This window comes from Streptomyces sp. NBC_01296, from assembly GCF_035984415.1.
Taxonomy (GTDB): Bacteria; Actinomycetota; Actinomycetes; order Streptomycetales; family Streptomycetaceae; genus Streptomyces.
Genome location: NZ_CP130720.1, coordinates 6,687,244 through 6,704,908, shown reverse-complemented (window position 1 = coordinate 6,704,908; position 17,665 = coordinate 6,687,244). Strand labels below are relative to the sequence as shown.

13 protein-coding genes are annotated in these 17,665 nt (G+C 68.6%); 3 read left to right on the top strand and 10 right to left on the bottom strand.

The window, feature by feature from the left end:
- Nucleotides 1-120: 120 nt before the first annotated feature.
- From OG299_RS30530 to arc, 3 genes are all read right to left on the bottom strand, one after another.
- On the bottom strand, nt 121-333 hold the full coding sequence (locus tag OG299_RS30530; protein WP_030016348.1) for a ubiquitin-like protein Pup: 213 nt from the start codon (nt 331-333) through the stop codon (nt 121-123).
- 170 nt (nt 334-503) lie between these two features.
- Entirely contained in the window at nt 504-2,015 is a 1,512-nt protein-coding gene (gene dop / locus OG299_RS30525; protein ID WP_327363203.1) for a depupylase/deamidase Dop, read from the bottom strand.
- Nucleotides 2,016-2,263: 248 nt separating this feature from the next.
- Nucleotides 2,264-4,030 carry a proteasome ATPase gene (arc, locus tag OG299_RS30520; protein ID WP_266630809.1) on the bottom strand — a complete coding sequence of 589 codons (1,767 nt, stop codon included), beginning with the start codon at nt 4,028-4,030 and terminating at the stop codon, nt 2,264-2,266.
- Nucleotides 4,031-4,295: 265 nt separating this feature from the next.
- On the opposite strand from arc, the gene OG299_RS30515 reads away from it, so the two are divergent.
- Nucleotides 4,296-4,616: a ferredoxin gene (locus OG299_RS30515; protein ID WP_266630807.1), complete on the top strand. Its 321-nt coding sequence runs from the start codon at nt 4,296-4,298 to the stop codon at nt 4,614-4,616.
- Nucleotides 4,617-4,620: 4 nt separating this feature from the next.
- Here the strand turns inward: OG299_RS30515 and OG299_RS30510 are convergent, their stop codons facing one another.
- From OG299_RS30510 to OG299_RS30500, 3 genes are all read right to left on the bottom strand, one after another.
- Nucleotides 4,621-5,223, bottom strand: a complete 603-nt coding sequence (locus OG299_RS30510; protein WP_442817545.1) for a hypothetical protein — start codon at nt 5,221-5,223, stop codon at nt 4,621-4,623.
- Between the two features lie 204 nt (nt 5,224-5,427).
- A complete protein-coding gene (locus OG299_RS30505; RefSeq protein ID WP_266630805.1) occupies nt 5,428-6,324 on the bottom strand; it encodes a tRNA (adenine-N1)-methyltransferase in 897 nt (298 codons plus the stop codon).
- A gap of 18 nt (nt 6,325-6,342) precedes the next feature.
- The gene (locus OG299_RS30500; protein ID WP_266630803.1) at nt 6,343-7,839 is read right to left on the bottom strand and encodes a site-2 protease family protein; all 1,497 of its coding nucleotides are present in this window, start codon (nt 7,837-7,839) and stop codon (nt 6,343-6,345) included.
- On the opposite strand from OG299_RS30500, the gene OG299_RS30495 reads away from it, so the two are divergent.
- Nucleotides 7,736-8,644, top strand: a complete 909-nt coding sequence (locus OG299_RS30495; protein ID WP_266630801.1) for a RecB family exonuclease — start codon at nt 7,736-7,738, stop codon at nt 8,642-8,644. The two genes, OG299_RS30500 and OG299_RS30495, sit on opposite strands and share 104 nt — an antisense overlap.
- A gap of 65 nt (nt 8,645-8,709) precedes the next feature.
- Nucleotides 8,710-9,384, top strand: a complete 675-nt coding sequence (locus OG299_RS30490; protein WP_327363202.1) for a response regulator — start codon at nt 8,710-8,712, stop codon at nt 9,382-9,384.
- A 99-nt stretch (nt 9,385-9,483) separates the two neighbouring features.
- Here OG299_RS30490 and OG299_RS30485 read toward each other — a convergent pair whose 3' ends face one another.
- From OG299_RS30485 to metH, 4 genes are all read right to left on the bottom strand, one after another.
- Complete coding sequence (locus OG299_RS30485; RefSeq protein ID WP_266630797.1) at nt 9,484-11,067, bottom strand: ABC transporter substrate-binding protein; 1,584 nt, start codon at nt 11,065-11,067, stop codon at nt 9,484-9,486.
- An 83-nt stretch (nt 11,068-11,150) separates the two neighbouring features.
- A complete protein-coding gene (locus OG299_RS30480; RefSeq protein WP_327363201.1) occupies nt 11,151-12,755 on the bottom strand; it encodes an ABC transporter substrate-binding protein in 1,605 nt (534 codons plus the stop codon).
- 482 nt (nt 12,756-13,237) lie between these two features.
- Nucleotides 13,238-13,939, bottom strand: coding sequence for an HAD family hydrolase (locus tag OG299_RS30475; protein WP_266630792.1), 702 nt, complete (start codon nt 13,937-13,939; stop codon nt 13,238-13,240).
- A gap of 114 nt (nt 13,940-14,053) precedes the next feature.
- Entirely contained in the window at nt 14,054-17,566 is a 3,513-nt protein-coding gene (gene metH, locus OG299_RS30470; RefSeq protein ID WP_327363200.1) for a methionine synthase, read from the bottom strand.
- Nucleotides 17,567-17,665 lie beyond the last annotated feature (99 nt).

Below are 17,665 nucleotides of genomic sequence, written 5' to 3'. Positions count from 1 at the left end.
TGGCGTCGAGCGGTTGCTCGCATAATCCGCCCGCGGCCTGTCCTGCTTACATCGGGAACACCGCTTCGTCCCCTCGGACAACTACCCGCCCCCCACCTTCGATTCGAAGGTCAAATGGCCTTACTGGCCACCCTTCTGCACGAACGACCTCACGAAATCCTCAGCATTCTCTTCGAGTACATCGTCAATCTCGTCAAGTACGGAGTCGACGTCGTCGGAGAGCTTTTCCTGGCGTTCCTTGAGGTCGGTCGATTCCTCGACCGCCGCCTCCTCGACCTCCTCGGTCGAGCGAGTCGCCTTCTGCTGTCCGCCGCCGGTGTCCTTGGTCGCCATGTCTACCTCACCCCGCTCGGTTCGCGCGCTCATGTCGAGAGACCCCGGGATCGGGATCTCTCAAGATCAGACCCTACGTCGGACCCTACAAGGAGGGCCCGGCATTCGTCCCCGCACTTTCATAACGTGCGGCTGACTTCATGATTCCCGGACCGGGGACTTTTCAGCCCTCAGTTCCCGCTGAGTACCCGCACCAGGTCCTCCGCCGTGCGGCAGCGGTCCAGGAGCTCCTTCACGTGCTTGCGGGTACCCCGCAGGGGTTCCAGCGTCGGGACCCGCTGGAGCGAGTCGCGGCCCGGGAGGTCGAAGATCACCGAGTCCCACGAGGCCGCGGCGACGTCGTCCGCGTACTGCTCCAGGCACCGGCCCCGGAAATACGCCCGGGTGTCCTCCGGCGGCTTGCCCTGGGCGCGCTCCACCGCCGGCTCCTCCACCAGCCGCTTCATCTTGCCGCGGGCCACCAGGCGGTTGTAGAGGCCCTTCTCGGGCCGTACGTCCGCGTACTGGAGGTCCACCAGGTGGAGCCGGGCGGCGTCCCAGCCGAGGCCGTCGCGCCTGCGGTAGCCCTCGAGGATCTCGCGCTTCGCGATCCAGTCGAGCTCTCCCGACAGGCTCATCGGGTCGCTCTCGAGCCGGCCGAGCACGTCCTCCCAGCGGATCAGCACGTCCTTGGTCTGCTCGTCGGCGTCGGAGCCGAAACGCTCGTCCACGTACTTCCTGGCCAGCTCGAAGTACTCCATCTGGAGTTGCACGGCGGTCAGGGTGCGGCCGCTGCGCAGCGTGATCAGGTGGTGCAGGTCGGGGTCGTGGGAGACCTGGTGCAGGGTGCGCACCGGCTGGTCCACGGCCAGGTCGACGTTGATGAAGGAGTCCTCGATCATCGAGAGGACGAGGGCGGTGGTGCCGAGCTTGAGGTACGTCGAGATCTCGGAGAGGTTGGCGTCGCCGATGATCACGTGCAGCCGGCGGTACTTCTCGGCGTCCGAGTGCGGCTCGTCGCGAGTGTTGATGATGGGGCGCTTGAGTGTGGTCTCGAGGCCGACCTCGACTTCGAAGTAGTCCGCGCGCTGGCTGATCTGGAAGCCGTGCTCGCGGCCGTCCTGGCCGATGCCCACGCGTCCGGCGCCGGTCACGACCTGGCGGGAGACGAAGAAGGGGGTGAGGTGGCGCACGATCTCCGAGAAGGGGGTTTCCCGCTTCATCAGGTAGTTCTCGTGCGTGCCGTAGGAGGCGCCCTTGTTGTCGGTGTTGTTCTTGTAGAGGTGGATGGGCTGGGCTCCGGGGAGCTGGGCGGCGCGTACGGCCGCCTCGGCCATGATCCGTTCGCCGGCCTTGTCCCAGAGGACGGCGTCGAGCGGGTTGGTGATCTCCGGGGAGCTGTATTCGGGGTGCGCGTGGTCGACGTAGAGCCGTGCGCCGTTGGTGAGGATGACGTTGGCGAGGCCGATGTCCTCGTCGGTGAGCTGGCTGTTGTCGGCGGCCTCGCGGGCGAGGTCGAAGCCGCGGGCGTCCCGCAGCGGATTCTCCTCCTCGAAGTCCCAGCGGGCGCGTCGCGCCCGGTGCATCGCCGCCGCGTAGGCGTTGACGATCTGGGACGAGGTGAGCATGGCATTGGCGTTCGGGTGGCCCGGGACGGAGATCCCGTACTCCGTCTCGATTCCCATTACTCGCCGTACGGTCATGCGGCCCTCCTTGCCCGGCGGCGCTCCCGTTCGGGAGCGGCGCTCAAGTACCGCTGGTGCTCCGGTGCGTGTGCGGTGCCCGTCCCCGCACTGCGCGACCGGCGGTACGGAAGAGCCTAGAACCACTCCGCGCTGGTGGGGAGATCATTTCAGTCATTGACTTTGCCCCGTCACCGGCTGAAAAGAGCAGTCGGTAAAGCAGTCGGCTGCGGGTGCCCGGTGAGGGCACCCGCAGCCGCCCTGTTCGATCAGAGGTACTGACCGGTGTTTGCCACCGTGTCGATGGAGCGTCCGGTGTCTGCGCCCTGCTTTCCGGTGACGAGGGTGCGGATGAAGACGATCCGCTCGCCCTTCTTTCCGGAGATCCGGGCCCAGTCGTCCGGGTTGGTGGTGTTGGGCAGGTCTTCGTTCTCCTTGAACTCGTCCACGCAAGCCTGGAGGAGGTGGGCGACGCGAAGGCCCTTCTGGTTGTGCTCGAGGAAGGCCTTGATGGCCATCTTCTTCGCACGGTCCACGATGTTTTGGATCATGGCGCCGGAGTTGAAGTCCTTGAAGTAGAGGACTTCCTTGTCGCCGTTGGCGTACGTGACCTCGAGGAAGCGGTTCTCCTCGGTTTCGGCGTACATCTGCTCGACGACGGTCTGGATCATGCTGTGCACGGCGACCTCGGGCGAGCCGGAGTGCTCGGAGAGGTCGTCGCTGTGGAGCGGCAGCGAGGCCTTGAGGTACTTGGCGAAGATGTCCCGGGCCGCTTCGGCGTCGGGGCGCTCGATCTTGATCTTCACGTCGAGCCGGCCGGGGCGCAGGATGGCCGGGTCGATCATGTCCTCGCGGTTGGAGGCGCCGATGACGATGACGTTCTCCAGGCCTTCCACGCCGTCGATCTCGGCGAGCAGCTGGGGGACGATGGTGTTCTCCACGTCCGAGCTGACTCCGGATCCGCGGGTGCGGAAGAGGGATTCCATCTCGTCGAAGAAGACGATGACGGGGGTGCCCTCGCTGGCCTTCTCGCGGGCACGCTGGAAGACGAGGCGGATGTGCCGCTCGGTCTCGCCGACGTACTTGTTGAGGAGTTCGGGGCCCTTGATGTTCAGGAAGTAGGACTTCCCGGCGGGCTGGCCGGTCACCTCGGCGACCTTCTTGGCAAGGGAGTTGGCCACGGCCTTGGCGATGAGTGTCTTGCCGCAGCCGGGGGGGCCGTAGAGCAGGATGCCCTTGGGGGGCCGCAGTTCGTGCTCTTTGAAGAGGTCGGGGTAGAGGTACGGGAGCTCGACCGCGTCGCGGATCAGCTCGATCTGGTCGCCCAGGCCGCCGATCTTGCTGTAGTCGATGTCGGGGACCTCTTCGAGGACGAGTTCTTCGACCTCGCTCTTGGGGACGACCTCGTAGACGTAGCCGGAGCGGGGTTCGAGCAGGAGGGCGTCGCCGGGGCGGATGGTGATGTCCAGGAGCGGCTCGGCGAGCCTCACCACCCTTTCCTCGTCGGTGTGCCCGACCACCAGGGCGCGCTCGCCGTCCTCGAGGATTTCCTTGAGGGTGACGATGTCCCCGGCCCGTTCGAACTCCATGGCCTCGACCACGTTGAGGGCCTCGTTGAGCATGACCTCCTGGCCGCGCCGGAGGTCTTCCGGTTCGACGCTGGGGCTGACGTTCACGCGGAGCTTTCGGCCGCCGGTGAAGATGTCGACGGTGCCGTCTTCGTTCGCCTGAAGGAAGACACCGAAGCCGGCCGGCGGCTGTGCGAGCCGGTCGACTTCCTCCTTGAGTGCGATGATCTGGTCGCGGGCCTCACGGAGCGTATTTGCCAGTCGCTCGTTTTGCGCGGAGACGCCGGCCAGGTTTGTCTGGAGCTCGACGATCCGCTCTTCGAGAATCCTCGTGTGTCGCGGAGAGTCGGCGAGCTTACGTCGCAGGACGGCGATTTCCTGCTCGAGATAGGCAACCTGGCCGGCGGGGTCCTCAGACCCTCGCCCCGGCCGGATGCCGCGGTTGTTGTCGTCGTCGTGGGCTGCCACGGTCCTCACCTCCTCCAAGGGGAGCTGGACGCTTCCTGACCCTACCTGGGCTGGTGGTGATTGAAACCCCTAGATCACAAAGACGGTAGGGGTGTGTCCGATCTTCACCCTTGCGTACTCCCTCACGCCAAGGAAATACCCACCCATCAACATCGGAAAGCGGCCGGTTGTAAGGTCGAACTGTTCAACACCCGTCAGGGCTCGCGCGACTTGCCGCGGGCTCGTGGCGGAAACGGATCACTGAGCGCAGGGAACGGCAGGAGATATGACCGTGCAGCAGGAGGCTTCCGCGGGCGGCGGTGGGCAGGCCGGCGAGCCGCTGGAGGTCTGGATCGACCAGGACCTCTGCACCGGTGACGGGATCTGCGTCCAGTACGCGCCAGAGGTGTTCGAGCTGGACATCGATGGTCTGGCGTACGTGAAGAGCCCGCAGGACGAGCTGCTGGTGGACGCGGGGGCGACCACTCCGGTTCCTTTGACGCTGCTGCAGGACGTGGTGGACTCGGCGAAGGAGTGCCCGGGTGACTGCATCCACGTGAGGCGTGTTTCGGACAGGGTCGAGGTGTACGGCCCCGACGCGGAGTGACGGTTCAAACACTCTTGGGGTCTGAGTTCGTCAGCTCCTGGCGGAATTTTCCGCCGCTCCAGCGCCACTTGGCGAGCTGTTTCACGTCGGGGCTGTAGCGCGGTACCTCGGGTGAGGAGTAGCCGAGGAGACTGGCGGTGACGATTCCGTCGCGGATGGTGAGATCGGTGGCGGTCTGTCGTTTTCCGGCCTCGAGGAGGGTGGCGACGACCCTGGGTGCGGCGCCGGGGGTCTTGTCCTGGACCAGTACGTAGATCGCGTGGGGCGGGGTGCCGGAGCCGGCGTCGCAGCGGACGGCTGCGACGGTTTCGGGGCGGCCGTCGCCGTCGAGGTCGCCCTGGGCGGTGGCGGTGACGGCCACGGGGAGGCCCTTGCAGTCCAGGGGGTAGGTGACCCGGGCCGGGTCGGGGGCGGCGGCCTGGGGGGCCCGGGGGCCGTTTGCGGGGGCCGCGGGGTGGCCGGTGGCGGCCGCGTCCGGCTGGACGAGTCCCGCGGCGGCGATGACGGCGGCCATGGCGGTGGCCGTGGCGAGCCAGTGGAGGGGCCCGGCGCTGTTGTGCGCGAGGGTTTCCAGTGTCGGCGTCAGCTCGGCGGGGCGGTGCGGCACGCGGGGTGTCTCCTGTGCGAACGGTGACGGGGAGCCAGCATCGTGCCACACCTCACACGGGGGTGGAACGGCCGGGTCCGCGTCGGCTGGGGCCGGTACCGAGGACAACGAAAAGGCGCTGTGGCGCAGTTCCCGGTTCGTTCGGGGAACTGCGCCACAGCGCCTTGGTGTTGGGTGGGGCCGGGTGGCCGCGGTCGCCGGTGTCTAGGCGGACCGGTCGCTGCCGGGTCCGTCGTAGTCCTCGCCGTACGCGCCCTTGGCGGGGCGGCGGCGGCGCATCGGGGGCTCGACGCCGTCCGCGAGGCGGCGGGCGGTGACGAGGAAGCCGGTGTGGCCGATCATCCGGTGGTCCGGGCGGACGGCGAGGCCTTCCACGTGCCAGTTGCGGATCATCGATTCCCAGGGCTGCGGTTCGGCGAAGCAGCCGATCTCGCGGATGGACTCGACGGTCTTGGACAGCTGGGTGGTGGTGGCCACGTAGCAGCAGAGGATGCCGCCGGGGACGAGGGCCTTGGAGACGGCCTCCAGGCATTCCCAGGGGGCGAGCATGTCGAGGACGACCCGGTCGACGTCGGTGTCGGACAGGTTGTCCTGGAGGTCGCCGACGGTCAGCTGCCACGCGGGGTGGGGGCCGCCGAAGTAGCGCTCGACGTTGGCGGTGGCGATCTCGGCGAAGTCCGCGCGGCGCTCGTAGCTGTGGAGCATGCCCTGGTCGCCGATGGCGCGCAGCAGGAAGCTGCTCAGGGAGCCGGAGCCGACGCCTGCTTCCACGACGCGGGCGCCGGGGAAGATGTCGGCGAAGGCCAGGATCTGGCCTGCGTCCTTGGGGTAGACCACGGCGGCACCGCGGGGCATGGACAGGACATAGTCGGGGAGCAGGGGGCGCAGCGCGAGGTACGCGACGTTCCCCGTGGTACGGACAACACTGCCCTCGGGAGCACCGATCAGCTCGTCGTGCGGGAAGGAACCCTTGTGGGTGTGGAAATTCTTCCCTGCTTCGAGCGTGAACGTGTAGTGGCGGCCCTTGGGGTCGGTGAGCTGAACCTGGTCCCCGACCTCGAAGGGCCCGCGTCGGCGGGCGGCACCGGTCGGTTCGGACATGTGACCAGTGTATTGGCTTCAGGACTGGGGCCGCGCCATGGCCTTCACGAAGGCCCTTTCGACGTCGAGGGTGGAGAGGACTCCGTAGATCTCGCCGCCGGGTTCGAGGACGAGGTACTCGGTGGCGGGGGTGGCGCGGAGGTGGTCGAGGAGTTCTTCGCCTGAGAGTTCCGCGGAAACCTTCATTCCGTCGGTGAGCTCTTGCGCGAGGGTGCTGACGTCGACCCAGGGGCGGCGGTGTTCGGGGACGGAGGCGATGGCGGTCTCGCGGACGATGGAGACGGGGTCGCCGTGGCCGTCGACGATGACGATGGCGCGGGCGCCTGCTGCGACGGCGCGGCGCAGGGCTTCGGAGAGGGGGGTGGTGTGCTCGACGGGGACGGCGCGGCGGGTGAGGGTGCGGGCGCGGAGTTCGGGGAGGTGTTCGCGCAGGCGGGCCATGCGCAGGCTGTTTCCGGCGCCGGTCCAGATGATGGCGGCGAGGATCGCGGCGAGCAGGGCGTCCATGACGGTGTTCATGCCGGTCGACTCGATGGCACCGGTGCCCGAGCCGAGGACGCCGGTGTGGGTGATCATCGGCAGGCCGAGGAGGACGGCGACGGCGAGGGCGCGGCCGACCCAGGCGGCGGCGACGGTGCCGGTCATGGGTTTGCCGGTGATGCCCCAGATGACGGCGCGGAGCATGCGGCCGCCGTCGAGGGGGAGGCCGGGGAGCAGGTTGAAGGCGGCGACGAGCAGGTTGGAGATCATCAGGCCGGCGAGGAGGACGCCGGGGACGCTGGCGGGGTCGACGAGTTCCATGCCGACGTAGAAGGCGCCGGCGAGGAGGAGGGAGAGCAGGGGGCCGACGAAGGCGAGGACGAATTCGCGGCCGGGGGTCTCGGATTCCTTCTCGATCTCGGAGACTCCGCCGAAGAACTGGAGCTGGATGCGTCGCACGGGGAGTTTGAAGCGGAGGGCGGCGACGGTGTGGGCGAGTTCGTGGACGAGGACGGAGGCGTAGAAGGCGACGGCGAAGAAGAGGGAGACGAGGTAGCGGGCGGGGCCGAGGTCGGGCAGGACGCGGTCGAGCTGGTCGCCGAAGACCCAGGTGATGAGGGCGGCGACGAGGAACCAGCTGGGCGAGACGTAGACGGGGACGCCGAAGGGGCGGCCCATGAGGATGCCGCCGCCCGGTCCGGGGCGCTTGGCCGCGCGCTCGCCGGTTTCGTCGGTGTCTGCCACGGGTGTCCTTCGTTCGGTGCTGTCCGGCGGGGTGCGGCCGGCGGTGCTTTCAGTGTGGTTCAGGTGCACGGTCGGTGCGGGGCGGGGTGCGTGGTGGCGCGGTGTGATGCTCCGATCATGCAGTGCGAGGGGGCTCGGCGTCGATGGTATGCGCGCGCTGTCGGTGGCGGGTCGTAGGGTTTTGTCCATGACGACGAGCCCCGGTCCGGTTCCTGGCGCAGCCGATGCCGATGCAGCGCCGAGCGCTGTGGCGCCTTCTTCGCTGTCCCCTTCGCGGGCGAGCGATTTCATGCAGTGCCCGCTGCTGTACCGGTTCCGGGTGATCGACAAGCTGCCGGAGAAGCCGAGTGCCGCGGCGACGCGGGGCACGCTGGTGCATGCGGTGCTGGAGAGGTTGTTCGATCATCCGGCGCAGGAGCGGACGGCGCCGCGGGCGAAGGCGTTGGTTCCGGGGCAGTGGGACCGGCTGCTGGAGTCGAAGCCGGAGCTGGTGGAGCTGTTCCCGGAGGGGGACGAGGGGGCGGGGCTGGCGCGCTGGCTGACGGAGGCCGAGGCGCTGGTGGAGCGGTGGTTCACGCTGGAGGACCCGACGCGGCTGGAGCCGGTGGAGCGGGAGTTCTTCGTGGAGACGGAGCTGGAGTCGGGGCTGCGCCTGCGCGGGATCATCGACCGGGTGGACGTGGCTCCGTCGGGCGAGGTGCGGATCGTCGACTACAAGACGGGCAAGGCTCCGCGGCCGGAGTATGCCGAGGGTGCGCTGTTCCAGATGAAGTTCTACGCGCTGGTGGTGTGGCGGCTGAAGCAGGTGGTGCCGCGGCGGCTGCAGCTGGTGTACCTGGGCAGTGGGGACGTGTTGACCTACGACCCGGTGATCGCGGATCTGGAGCGGGTGGAGCGCAAGCTGCTGGCGCTGTGGGAGGCGATCAAGGAGGCGACGGAGACGGGTGACTGGCGGCCGCGGCCGACGAAGCTGTGCGGCTGGTGTGATCACCAGGCGGTGTGTCCGGAGTTCGGGGGGACTCCCCCGGCCTATCCTCTGATGATCATCCCGAGGCCGGGGGCGGAGGCGGGGGCGGGCCGCCCCGAGGAATCCTGACGGGCCGATCGGGGCAGAATGGGCGGCGTCCGTCGTTGCCGCCGTACGAATTCGAGGTACCCCCTGTGGCGATCCGCGTCCTACTGGTCGACGACCAGCCGCTGCTGCGCACCGGCTTCCGGATGATCCTGGAGGCCGAACAGGACCTGGCGGTCGTCGGGGAGGCCGGGGACGGTCTGCAGGCGCTGGACCAGGTGCGGGCGCTGCAGCCCGATGTGGTGCTGATGGACATCCGGATGCCCCGGATGGACGGGGTGGAGGCGACGCGGCAGATCACCGGTCCGGGCCGGGACGGGCCGGCGAAGGTGCTCGTGCTGACCACGTTCGATCTGGACGAGTACGTGGTGGAGGCGTTGCGGGCGGGGGCGAGCGGGTTCCTGCTGAAGGATGCGCCGGCCGTCGAGCTGGTGCAGGCGATCCGGGTGGTGGCGGGCGGCGAGGCGATGCTGGCGCCGAGCATCACGCGGCGGCTGCTGGACAAGTACGCGGGCCACTTGCCGTCGGGCGAGGACAGCGTGCCGGACACCTTGGGGAGGCTGACCGAGCGGGAGGTCGAGGTGCTGAAGCTGGTGGCGCGGGGCCTGTCGAACGCGGAGATCGCGGCGGACCTGTTCGTGAGCGAGACGACGGTGAAGACGCATGTGGGGCACGTGCTGACGAAGCTGGGGCTGCGCGACCGGGTCCAGGCGGCGGTGTACGCGTACGAGAGCGGTCTGGTGCGGCCGGGCGCGGGGCAGTAGCGCGCCGGGCGGGACCGGGCCGGCCGGGAGCAGCCGAAGGGGCCGGCAGCCGCATCGTGCGGCTGCCGGCCCCTTCGCCGTACCGGTACCGGCTACGGGTCAGCCCTTGCTGATCTCCCAGAAGCGGAAGACGGTGGAGGCGTCCAGCGACCACTGCAGGCCCGTCACGTTCTGGCGGGTGACGGCGTACTGCTTGCCCTGCCAGAGCGGGAGGATCGGGACCTCGTCGGCGACGATGTCCTGGAGGCGGTTGTAGTCGACGGTGGCCGCGGTGCGGTCGGACTTCGTGGAGGTCGACGGGATGATGGTCCCGGTGATCTCCTTGTTGTCGTAGTTGTTGCGCAGGACGTTGTCCGGGCCGAAGAACGGCTGCGTGAAGTTGTCGGCGTCCGGGTAGTCGGGGACCCAGCCCTTCACGTACACGCCGTACTTGCCGTCCTGGATGTCCTTCTCGTACTGCCCGAACTCGACGGACTTGACGTCGGCCTCGAAGAGTCCGCTGTCGTTGAGCTGCTTGGCGATGAGCTGGAATTCCTGGTCCGTGGAGGGGCCGTAGCGGGTGGGCGTCGAGTACAGGGTGATCTTCACCTTGTCCTTGATGCCGGCGGCGCGCAGGACGGCTTCGGCCTTCTTGGGCTGCGGGCTGCCGCCGTAGCGGTCGAAGAAGGCGGTGTTGTGGGAGCCGATGCCGGCCGGGACGATCGAGTACAGCGCGGTCGCGGTGCCGTCGTAGACGTCCTTGACGAGCGCTTCGCGGTCGACGAGGTAGGCGATGGCCTTGCGGATGGGGAGCTTTCCGGCGACCGGGTCGTTCATGTTGAAGACGAGGTGCTCGACTTCGGCGCCGGTGCCCTGGACGACCTCGACCTTGTGGTCCCCGGTCTTGGTGGAGGACATGCTCGCGATGTCCTTGGCGGCGAGGCCGCGGAAGGCGAAGTCGACCTCGCCGCTTTCCAGGACCTTCTTGAGGGCGGCCTGGTCCTCGTTGAAGAACTTGAGGGTGACGCCGGTGTTCTTGGCCTTGGCCTTGCCGCTGTAGGAGTCGTTGACGGAGAAGCTTGCGCTCTTCTCGTTCATCGAGTCCAGCTTGTAGACGCCGGAGCCGACGGCCTTGCCGTCGGCGCGGAGCTTGTCGGCCGGGTACTCGCTGTGGTCGACGATGGAGCCCGCGCCCGATGCGATCTTGCTGGGGAAGGTCGCGTCGGACGTCTTGAGGCGGAAGACGACGGTCTTCTCGTCGGGGGTGTCGATGCCGGCGATCGACGACAGCATCACGGAGGGGCCGTTGGCGTCATTGATCTTCAGCGTGCGCTCGAAGGAGAACTTGACGTCCTTGGAGGTGAGGGCGTGGCCGTTGCTGAACTTCAGGCCTGTGCGCAGGGTGCACTTGTAGAGCTTGCTGTCGCCGCCTTCGAAGTTGCAGGCCTGGGCGGCGTCGGGCTCGGGGGTGGTGCCGCCCTTGGGGAAGCTCAGCAGGGACTGGAAGACGTTGTTGAAGAGCAGCCAGGACCCCGGGTCATAACCCGATGCGGGGTCGGTGGACTTCACCTTGTCGGATATCCCCATGACCACACCCTTGCCGCCGCCGGCGGTGGGGGTGCCGGTCGAACCGCAACCGCTGAGCAGCGCGGCGGCGGTGGCTGCGCCGAGCGGGGCCGCCAACCACTGGTTACGTCGATTCACGCGAACGTCCTTCACAGTCTCACTGTTTCGTTCCGCCGGCCTGCGACACCCGCCGCCGGTTGCTGCCGCTTACTGCCGGTTTCTCAGCCGCTGACACCGCGGCCGAGCTCCCACAGCTGGAGGTCGGAGATGGCGTTGACCGACCACTCCACTCCGGTGATCCCGTCGCGTGCGGCGACGTACTGCTTGCCCTGCCAGAGCGGCAGGACGGGCACGTCCTCGGCGACGATGTCCTGCATCTCCGTGATCGCGGGGACGGCGACGTTGCGGTCGACGGCGCGCCGGGAGTCGGGGATGAGCTTGGTGCGCACCGCGGCGTTGGCGTACGGCGTGCCCAGGAAGTTGTCCTGCTCGAGGAAGGGAGCGAGGAAGTTGTCGGCGTCGGGGTAGTCGGGGAACCAGCCGAGCCCGTAGGCGGCGTAGTCGCCCTTCTTCTGCGCGGGCCGGAAGTCGGACCAGTCGGAGCCCTGGACGGTGACGTCGAACAGCTGGGTGGAGTTCAGCTGGGTCTTGAGGGTCTCGAACTCGGTGGCCGTGCCGTCGCCGTAGTGGTCCTTGGTGTAGTTCAGCGTCAGCTTGACCGGGGTCTTGATCCCGGCGCTCTTCAGCAGGTCGGCGGCCTTCGCGGTGTTGGCTTCGCCGTACTTGTTGAAGAAGGAGTTGACGTGGCCCGTCAGGGTGGTGGGGACCAGTGAGTACAGGGGCTGCGCGGACTTGCCGTACACCTTGTCGATGATCGCGTTGCGGTCGACGGCGGCGGCGAGGGCCTGGCGTACGGCCTTGTCCTTGACGGCCGGGGCCTCGGTGTTGAAGCCGATGTAGCGGATCTCCAGGCCGGGCATCGGGACCAGCTTGACGCCCTTGGGCGGCTTGGCGGCGAACTCGGTGATCTGGGCCGGCGACAGGGTGCGGGAGACCATCTGGATGGACCCGGCGGTCAGTGCCTTGCCCATGGCCGCGGAGTCGTTGAAGGTGCGCAGTTCGACCTTGTCGTTCTGCAGCTTCAGGTCGCCCTTGTAGTGCGGGTTCTTGCTGAAGACGGCGCGGACGAGGTGGCCGTCCTTGACCTCGGCCTTCATCGTGTACGGGCCGGAGCCGTCGACGGCGAAGCCCTCGCGGAGCTTCTTGGCGTCGTAGTTCTTCTCGCTCACGATGCCGGCGGCGGGGGTGGAGAGCTTCTGCGGGAAGGTCGCGTCCGGGGTCTTCAGGTGGAAGACGACGGTGTCGGCGGCCTTCACCTCGACGGTGTCGACGGTGGAGAGCAGCGAGGAGGGGCCGTTCTCGTCCTTGATGGCGAGGACGCGCTCGATGGAGAACTTGACGTCCTTCGCGGTGAGCGGCGTGCCGTCGGCGAACTTGAGGTCGGGCCGCAGGGTGCAGCGGTAGCTCTCGTTGCCGGTGTCGGTGAAGCGGCAGTCGGAGGCTGCTTCGGGGACGGGCTGGCCGCCGCCGCGGGGGGTGTGCATCAGCGTCTGGACGGTCTGCCGCAGGACGTTCCAGGCGCCGGCGTCGTAGGCGTAGGCCGGGTCGAACGGTGCGGGAGCGTATTCGGCTGCCTCGAACCGGTCGGTGGTGCCGACGACGATCGCTCCGGATCCTGCTCCGTCTCCGCTCGTGCTGCCGCATGCGGCGAGCACGGGGGTGAGCAGTCCGGCCGCAGCCGTCAGCACCAGGGTCTTGCGGTTCATGCTGGAAGTACTCCCTTGACCGGCACTTGCTCAAAGCGGCGTAAAGGGCACTTCGCGGCGGTCGCCCGTTCAGGGCGGAACGATCGGGCCGGTGTTGTGACGATCGGTCCACGCGGTCCCGGCACATGGGTGTGTGCGTCCGGGTCTGCAGAGGTGCGGCGTAGTGCCCGCGTCGACATTAGTGGCCTGGGGCGGGATGGCTTGAACTGGCAGGACTTGGGGCGTAATCGCACGGTGATGGGTGCGGACTGCCTGTCCATGTAGGAGTCACCGCAGATTCGGTCAGGAGCTGATCAATCCGGACACAAGGGAAGCTTTCCGGGCTGCCGGACAGGTCCGTGGGGGGCTTGGCGCGTGACAAAGGTCACCCGGGACAACCGCCAGGGAAAGGATGGAATTTCAGCCTCCGGGCCATGGAACGGAAGATCCTTCCGCGGGACCTCAATCCAGCGGGGGTTCCGTTCGGCACTGAGCGTACGCGATCAGTTCATCGGAGTGATGAGGGAGCGCAGGAACGGAAGGTCGACGTCCTCCAGCGAGCGGACGATGGTGCGGCCGGGCGCGGGCGCGATGACGCCGACGGAGGGGACGGCCACGACCCGGCAGCCGGCGGCCTCGGCGGAGGCGACGCCGGTCGCGGTGTCCTCGATGACCGCGCAGCGCGAGGGGTGGGCGCCGAGGGTGCGGGCGGCCAGCAGGTACGGGTCGGGGTGCGGCTTGGTACGGGTCACCTCGTCGCCGGCGACGCTCAGCGCGAACCGCTCGGGGCCCAGCGAGCGCAGCACCCGGTCGATGACGCGGCGGTGCGAGGCGGAGACGAGGGCGGTGGGCACGTTGTGCCGGGCCAGCTCGGCGAGCAGCCGCTCGGCGCCCGGCATCAGCGGGACCTGGTCGGCGATCCGCGCCTCGAAGCGCTCGTTGAGCAGAACGCTCAGCTCCGAAAGGGTGATGGCGGCGCCGGTGGACTCGATGAGGAAGGCGGCGCTGCGGGTCATGGGCCCGCCGACGACGATGTCGCGCCACGCCTCGTCGAGGCGGTGGCCGAGCTCGCCGAAGACGTCCACCTCGATCTCCCACCAGAAACCCTCGGTGTCGACGAGGGTGCCGTCCATGTCGAGCAGCACCGCCTGCAGGGCATGCCCGTCGGCCGTACGGGCGACGGGCGCGGGAACGGTGCTGGTCATCCGGCACACCTCTCTCGGGGGATGAGAAGGCCGGTCACCTCTTCCCCATGGGGCATTCCCCCGGGGAACAGGCGACCGGCCTGTATGGGACCGACAAGTGTACGTCGGTCCGCGTCAACGTGCGTTGAAATACTTCGCTTCGGGGTGGTGGATGACGATCGCGTCGGTGGACTGCTCCGGGTGGAGCTGGAATTCCTCGGAGAGGTGGACGCCGATCCGCTCCGGCTGGAGGAGGTCGGCGATCTTGGCGCGGTCCTCCAGGTCGGGGCAGGCTCCGTAGCCGAGCGAGAAGCGGGCACCGCGGTACTTCAGGTCGAACATGTCCTCCACTGCGGCCGGGTCCTCGCCGCCGAAGCCCAGTTCGGCGCGGACGCGGGCGTGCCAGTACTCGGCCATGGCCTCGGCGAGCTGCACCGACAGGCCGTGCAGCTCCAGGTACTCGCGGTAGGAGTCGGACTCGAACAGCTTGGCCGTGGCCTCGCCGATCTTCGAGCCGACCGTGACGACCTGGAGGCCGACGACGTCCGTCTCGCCGGACTCCTCCGGGCGGAAGAAGTCGGCGAGGCACAGGCGGCGGCCGCGGCGCTGGCGCGGGAAGGTGAAGCGGGTCCGCTCGTTCCCGTCGTCGTCGAGGATGATCAGGTCCTCGCCCTTGGACACGCAGGGGAAGTACCCGTAGACCACCGCGGCCTCGAGCAGGTTCTCGGTGTGGAGCTTGTCGAGGAGGCCGCGCAGCCGCGGCCGGCCCTCGCTCTCGACGAGCTCCTCGTACGTGGCCCCGCCGGCGCGGGCCTGCTTGAGGCCCCACTGGCCCTTGAACAGGGCGCCCTCGTCGAGCCAGGAGGCGTAGTCCTTGAGCGGGATGCCCTTGACGACGCGGGTGCCCCAGAACGGCGGGGTCGGGACCGGGTTGTCGATCGCGACGTCGGAGCGGCCGCCCGGCTCCTCGGGCTCCTCGGCCTGGAGGGCCGCAGTGGGCCGCTTGGCCACCCGGCGCTGCTTCAGCTCGGGCAGGGAGGCCCCCGGCACGCCGCGCTTGACGGCGATCAGGGCGTCCATCAGGCGCAGGCCCTCGAAGGCGTCGCGGGCGTAGCGGACTTCGCCCTCGTAGATCTCGTGGAGGTCCTGTTCGACGTAGGCGCGGGTCAGGGCGGCACCGCCGAGGATGACCGGGTAGTCGGCCGCCAGCTTGCGCTGGTTGAGCTCCTCCAGGTTCTCCTTCATGATCACGGTCGACTTCACGAGCAGGCCGGACATGCCGATGACGTCGGCCTTGTGCTCCTGCGCGGCCTCCAGGATCGCGGAGACCGGCTGCTTGATGCCGATGTTGACGACGTTGTACCCGTTGTTGGTGAGGATGATGTCGACGAGGTTCTTGCCGATGTCGTGGACGTCTCCGCGGACGGTGGCGAGGACGATGGTGCCCTTGCCCTCGTCGTCGGTCTTCTCCATGTGCGGTTCGAGGAAGGCGACCGCCGTCTTCATGACCTCGGCGGACTGCAGGACGAACGGCAGCTGCATCTGGCCGGAGCCGAACAGTTCACCGACGACCTTCATGCCCTCCAGCAGGGTGTCGTTGACGATGTCCAGGGCCGGACGGGTCTGCAGGGCCTCGTCGAGGTCGGCCTCCAGGCCGTTCTTCTCACCGTCGATGATCCGGCGCTGGAGCCGCTCGTCGAGGGGCAGCGCCATGAGCTCCTCTGCGCGGCCGGCCTTCAGCGACTTGGTGTTGACGCCCTCGAAGAGGGCCATCAGCTTCTGCAGCGGGTCGTAGCCCTCGGCGCGGCGGTCGTAGATCAGGTCGAGGGCGGTGCCGACCTGCTCGTCGTCGAACCGGGCGATGGGCAGGATCTTCGATGCGTGGACGATCGCCGAGTCCAGGCCCGCCTTGACGCACTCGTCGAGGAAGACCGAGTTCAGCAGCACGCGGGCGGCCGGGTTCAGGCCGAAGGAGATGTTCGACAGGCCGAGCGTGGTCTGGACGTCGGGGTGGCGGCGCTTGAGCTCGCGGATCGCCTCGATCGTGGCGGTGCCGTCGCCCCGGGACTCCTCCTGACCGGTGCAGATCGTGAAGGTCAGGGTGTCGATGAGGATGTCCGACTCGTTGATGCCCCAGTTGCCGGTCAGGTCGTCGATCAGCCGTTCGGCGATGGCGACCTTGTGCTCGGCGGTGCGGGCCTGGCCCTCCTCGTCGATGGTGAGCGCGATCAGCGCGGCGCCGTGCTCCTGGGCCAGCCGGGTGACCTTGGCGAAACGGGACTCCGGGCCGTCGCCGTCCTCGTAGTTGACGGAGTTGATGACGGCGCGGCCGCCGAGCTTCTCCAGGCCGGCCTGGAGAACGGGAACCTCGGTGGAGTCCAGGACGATCGGCAGCGTCGAGGCCGTCGCGAACCGGCCGGCGAGCTCCTTCATGTCGGCGACGCCGTCGCGGCCCACGTAGTCCACGCAGAGGTCGAGCATGTGCGCGCCCTCGCGGATCTGGTCGCGGGCCATCTCGACGCAGTCGTCCCAGCGGGCCTCGAGCATGGCCTCGCGGAACTTCTTCGACCCGTTCGCGTTCGTCCGCTCGCCGATCGCCATGTACGCGGTGTCCTGGCGGAACGGGACCGTCTGGTAGAGGGAGGACGCGCCGGGCTCCGGCCGGGGCTCGCGGACGGCCGGGCTCAGGGCGCGGACCCGCTCGACGACCTGGCGCAGGTGCTCCGGGGTCGTACCGCAGCAGCCGCCGACGAGGGAGAGCCCGTACTCGCGGACGAAGGTCTCCTGGGCGTCGGCGAGCTCCGGGGCGGACAGCGGGTAGTGGGCGCCGTTCTTGCCGAGGACGGGCAGGCCGGCGTTCGGCATGCAGGAGAGCGGGATGCGCGAGTGCCGCGCCAGGTAGCGCAGGTGCTCGCTCATCTCGGCGGGGCCGGTGGCGCAGTTCAGGCCGATCATGTCGATGCCGAGCGGCTCCAGCGCGGTGAGCGCGGCGCCGATCTCGGAGCCCAGCAGCATGGTGCCGGTGGTCTCGACGGTCACGGAGCAGATCAGCGGGACGGAGACGCCGAGCGCCTCCATCGCGCGCCGGGCGCCGATGACGGAGGACTTGGTCTGCAGGAGGTCCTGGGTGGTCTCGACGAGCAGGGCGTCGGCCCCGCCGGAGATCAGGCCCTCGGCGTTGACCTGGTAGGCGTCGCGGATCGTCGCGTAGCCGATGTGTCCGAGGGTGGGCAGCTTGGTGCCGGGGCCCATGGAGCCGAGGACCCAGCGCTGCTGCCCGCTCTTCGCGGTGTACTCGTCGGCGACCTCGCGGGCGATCCGGGCGCCGGACTCCGACAGCTCGAAATTGCGTTCGGGGATGTCGTACTCGGCGAGTGCCGCGAAGTTCGCACCGAAGGTGTTGGTCTCGACGCAGTCCACGCCCACCGCGAAGTACGCGTCGTGCACCGTGCGCACGATGTCGGGGCGGGTGACGTTGAGGACCTCGTTGCAGCCCTCCAGCTGCTGGAAGTCCTCCATCGAGGGGTCCTGCGCCTGGAGCATCGTTCCCATGGCTCCGTCGGCGACGACCACGCGGGTCGCGAGCGCCTCTCGGAGGGCGTCGGCCCTGGTCTGGGTGTCAGCGGGCGGGTTCGGCAACGAGGCCATGGTTGAGCTCCCTGGGATGCGACGGCTGTCGGCTTTGCACCCTTGCTGTGTCAAGGGTGCACGCGGTCAGGGTAACCGCGCGGCACCAACCCCGGTGGG

What these genes read in the sequence shown, in the direction of transcription:
- OG299_RS30480 (WP_327363201.1), bottom strand. Translation starts at nt 12,755, where the DNA reads ATGAACCGCAAGACCCTGGTGCTGACGGCTGCGGCCGGACTGCTCACC.
- OG299_RS30505 (WP_266630805.1), bottom strand. Translation starts at nt 6,324, where the DNA reads ATGTCCGAACCGACCGGTGCCGCCCGCCGACGCGGGCCCTTCGAGGTC.
- OG299_RS30500 (WP_266630803.1), bottom strand. Translation starts at nt 7,839, where the DNA reads ATGAAATCGCTCGCCCGCGAAGGGGACAGCGAAGAAGGCGCCACAGCG.
- dop (WP_327363203.1), bottom strand. Translation starts at nt 2,015, where the DNA reads ATGACCGTACGGCGAGTAATGGGAATCGAGACGGAGTACGGGATCTCC.
- metH (WP_327363200.1), bottom strand. Translation starts at nt 17,566, where the DNA reads ATGGCCTCGTTGCCGAACCCGCCCGCTGACACCCAGACCAGGGCCGAC.
- OG299_RS30530 (WP_030016348.1), bottom strand. Translation starts at nt 333, where the DNA reads ATGGCGACCAAGGACACCGGCGGCGGACAGCAGAAGGCGACTCGCTCG.
- OG299_RS30515 (WP_266630807.1), top strand. Translation starts at nt 4,296, where the DNA reads ATGACCGTGCAGCAGGAGGCTTCCGCGGGCGGCGGTGGGCAGGCCGGC.
- OG299_RS30475 (WP_266630792.1), bottom strand. Translation starts at nt 13,939, where the DNA reads ATGACCAGCACCGTTCCCGCGCCCGTCGCCCGTACGGCCGACGGGCAT.
- OG299_RS30495 (WP_266630801.1), top strand. Translation starts at nt 7,736, where the DNA reads ATGACGACGAGCCCCGGTCCGGTTCCTGGCGCAGCCGATGCCGATGCA.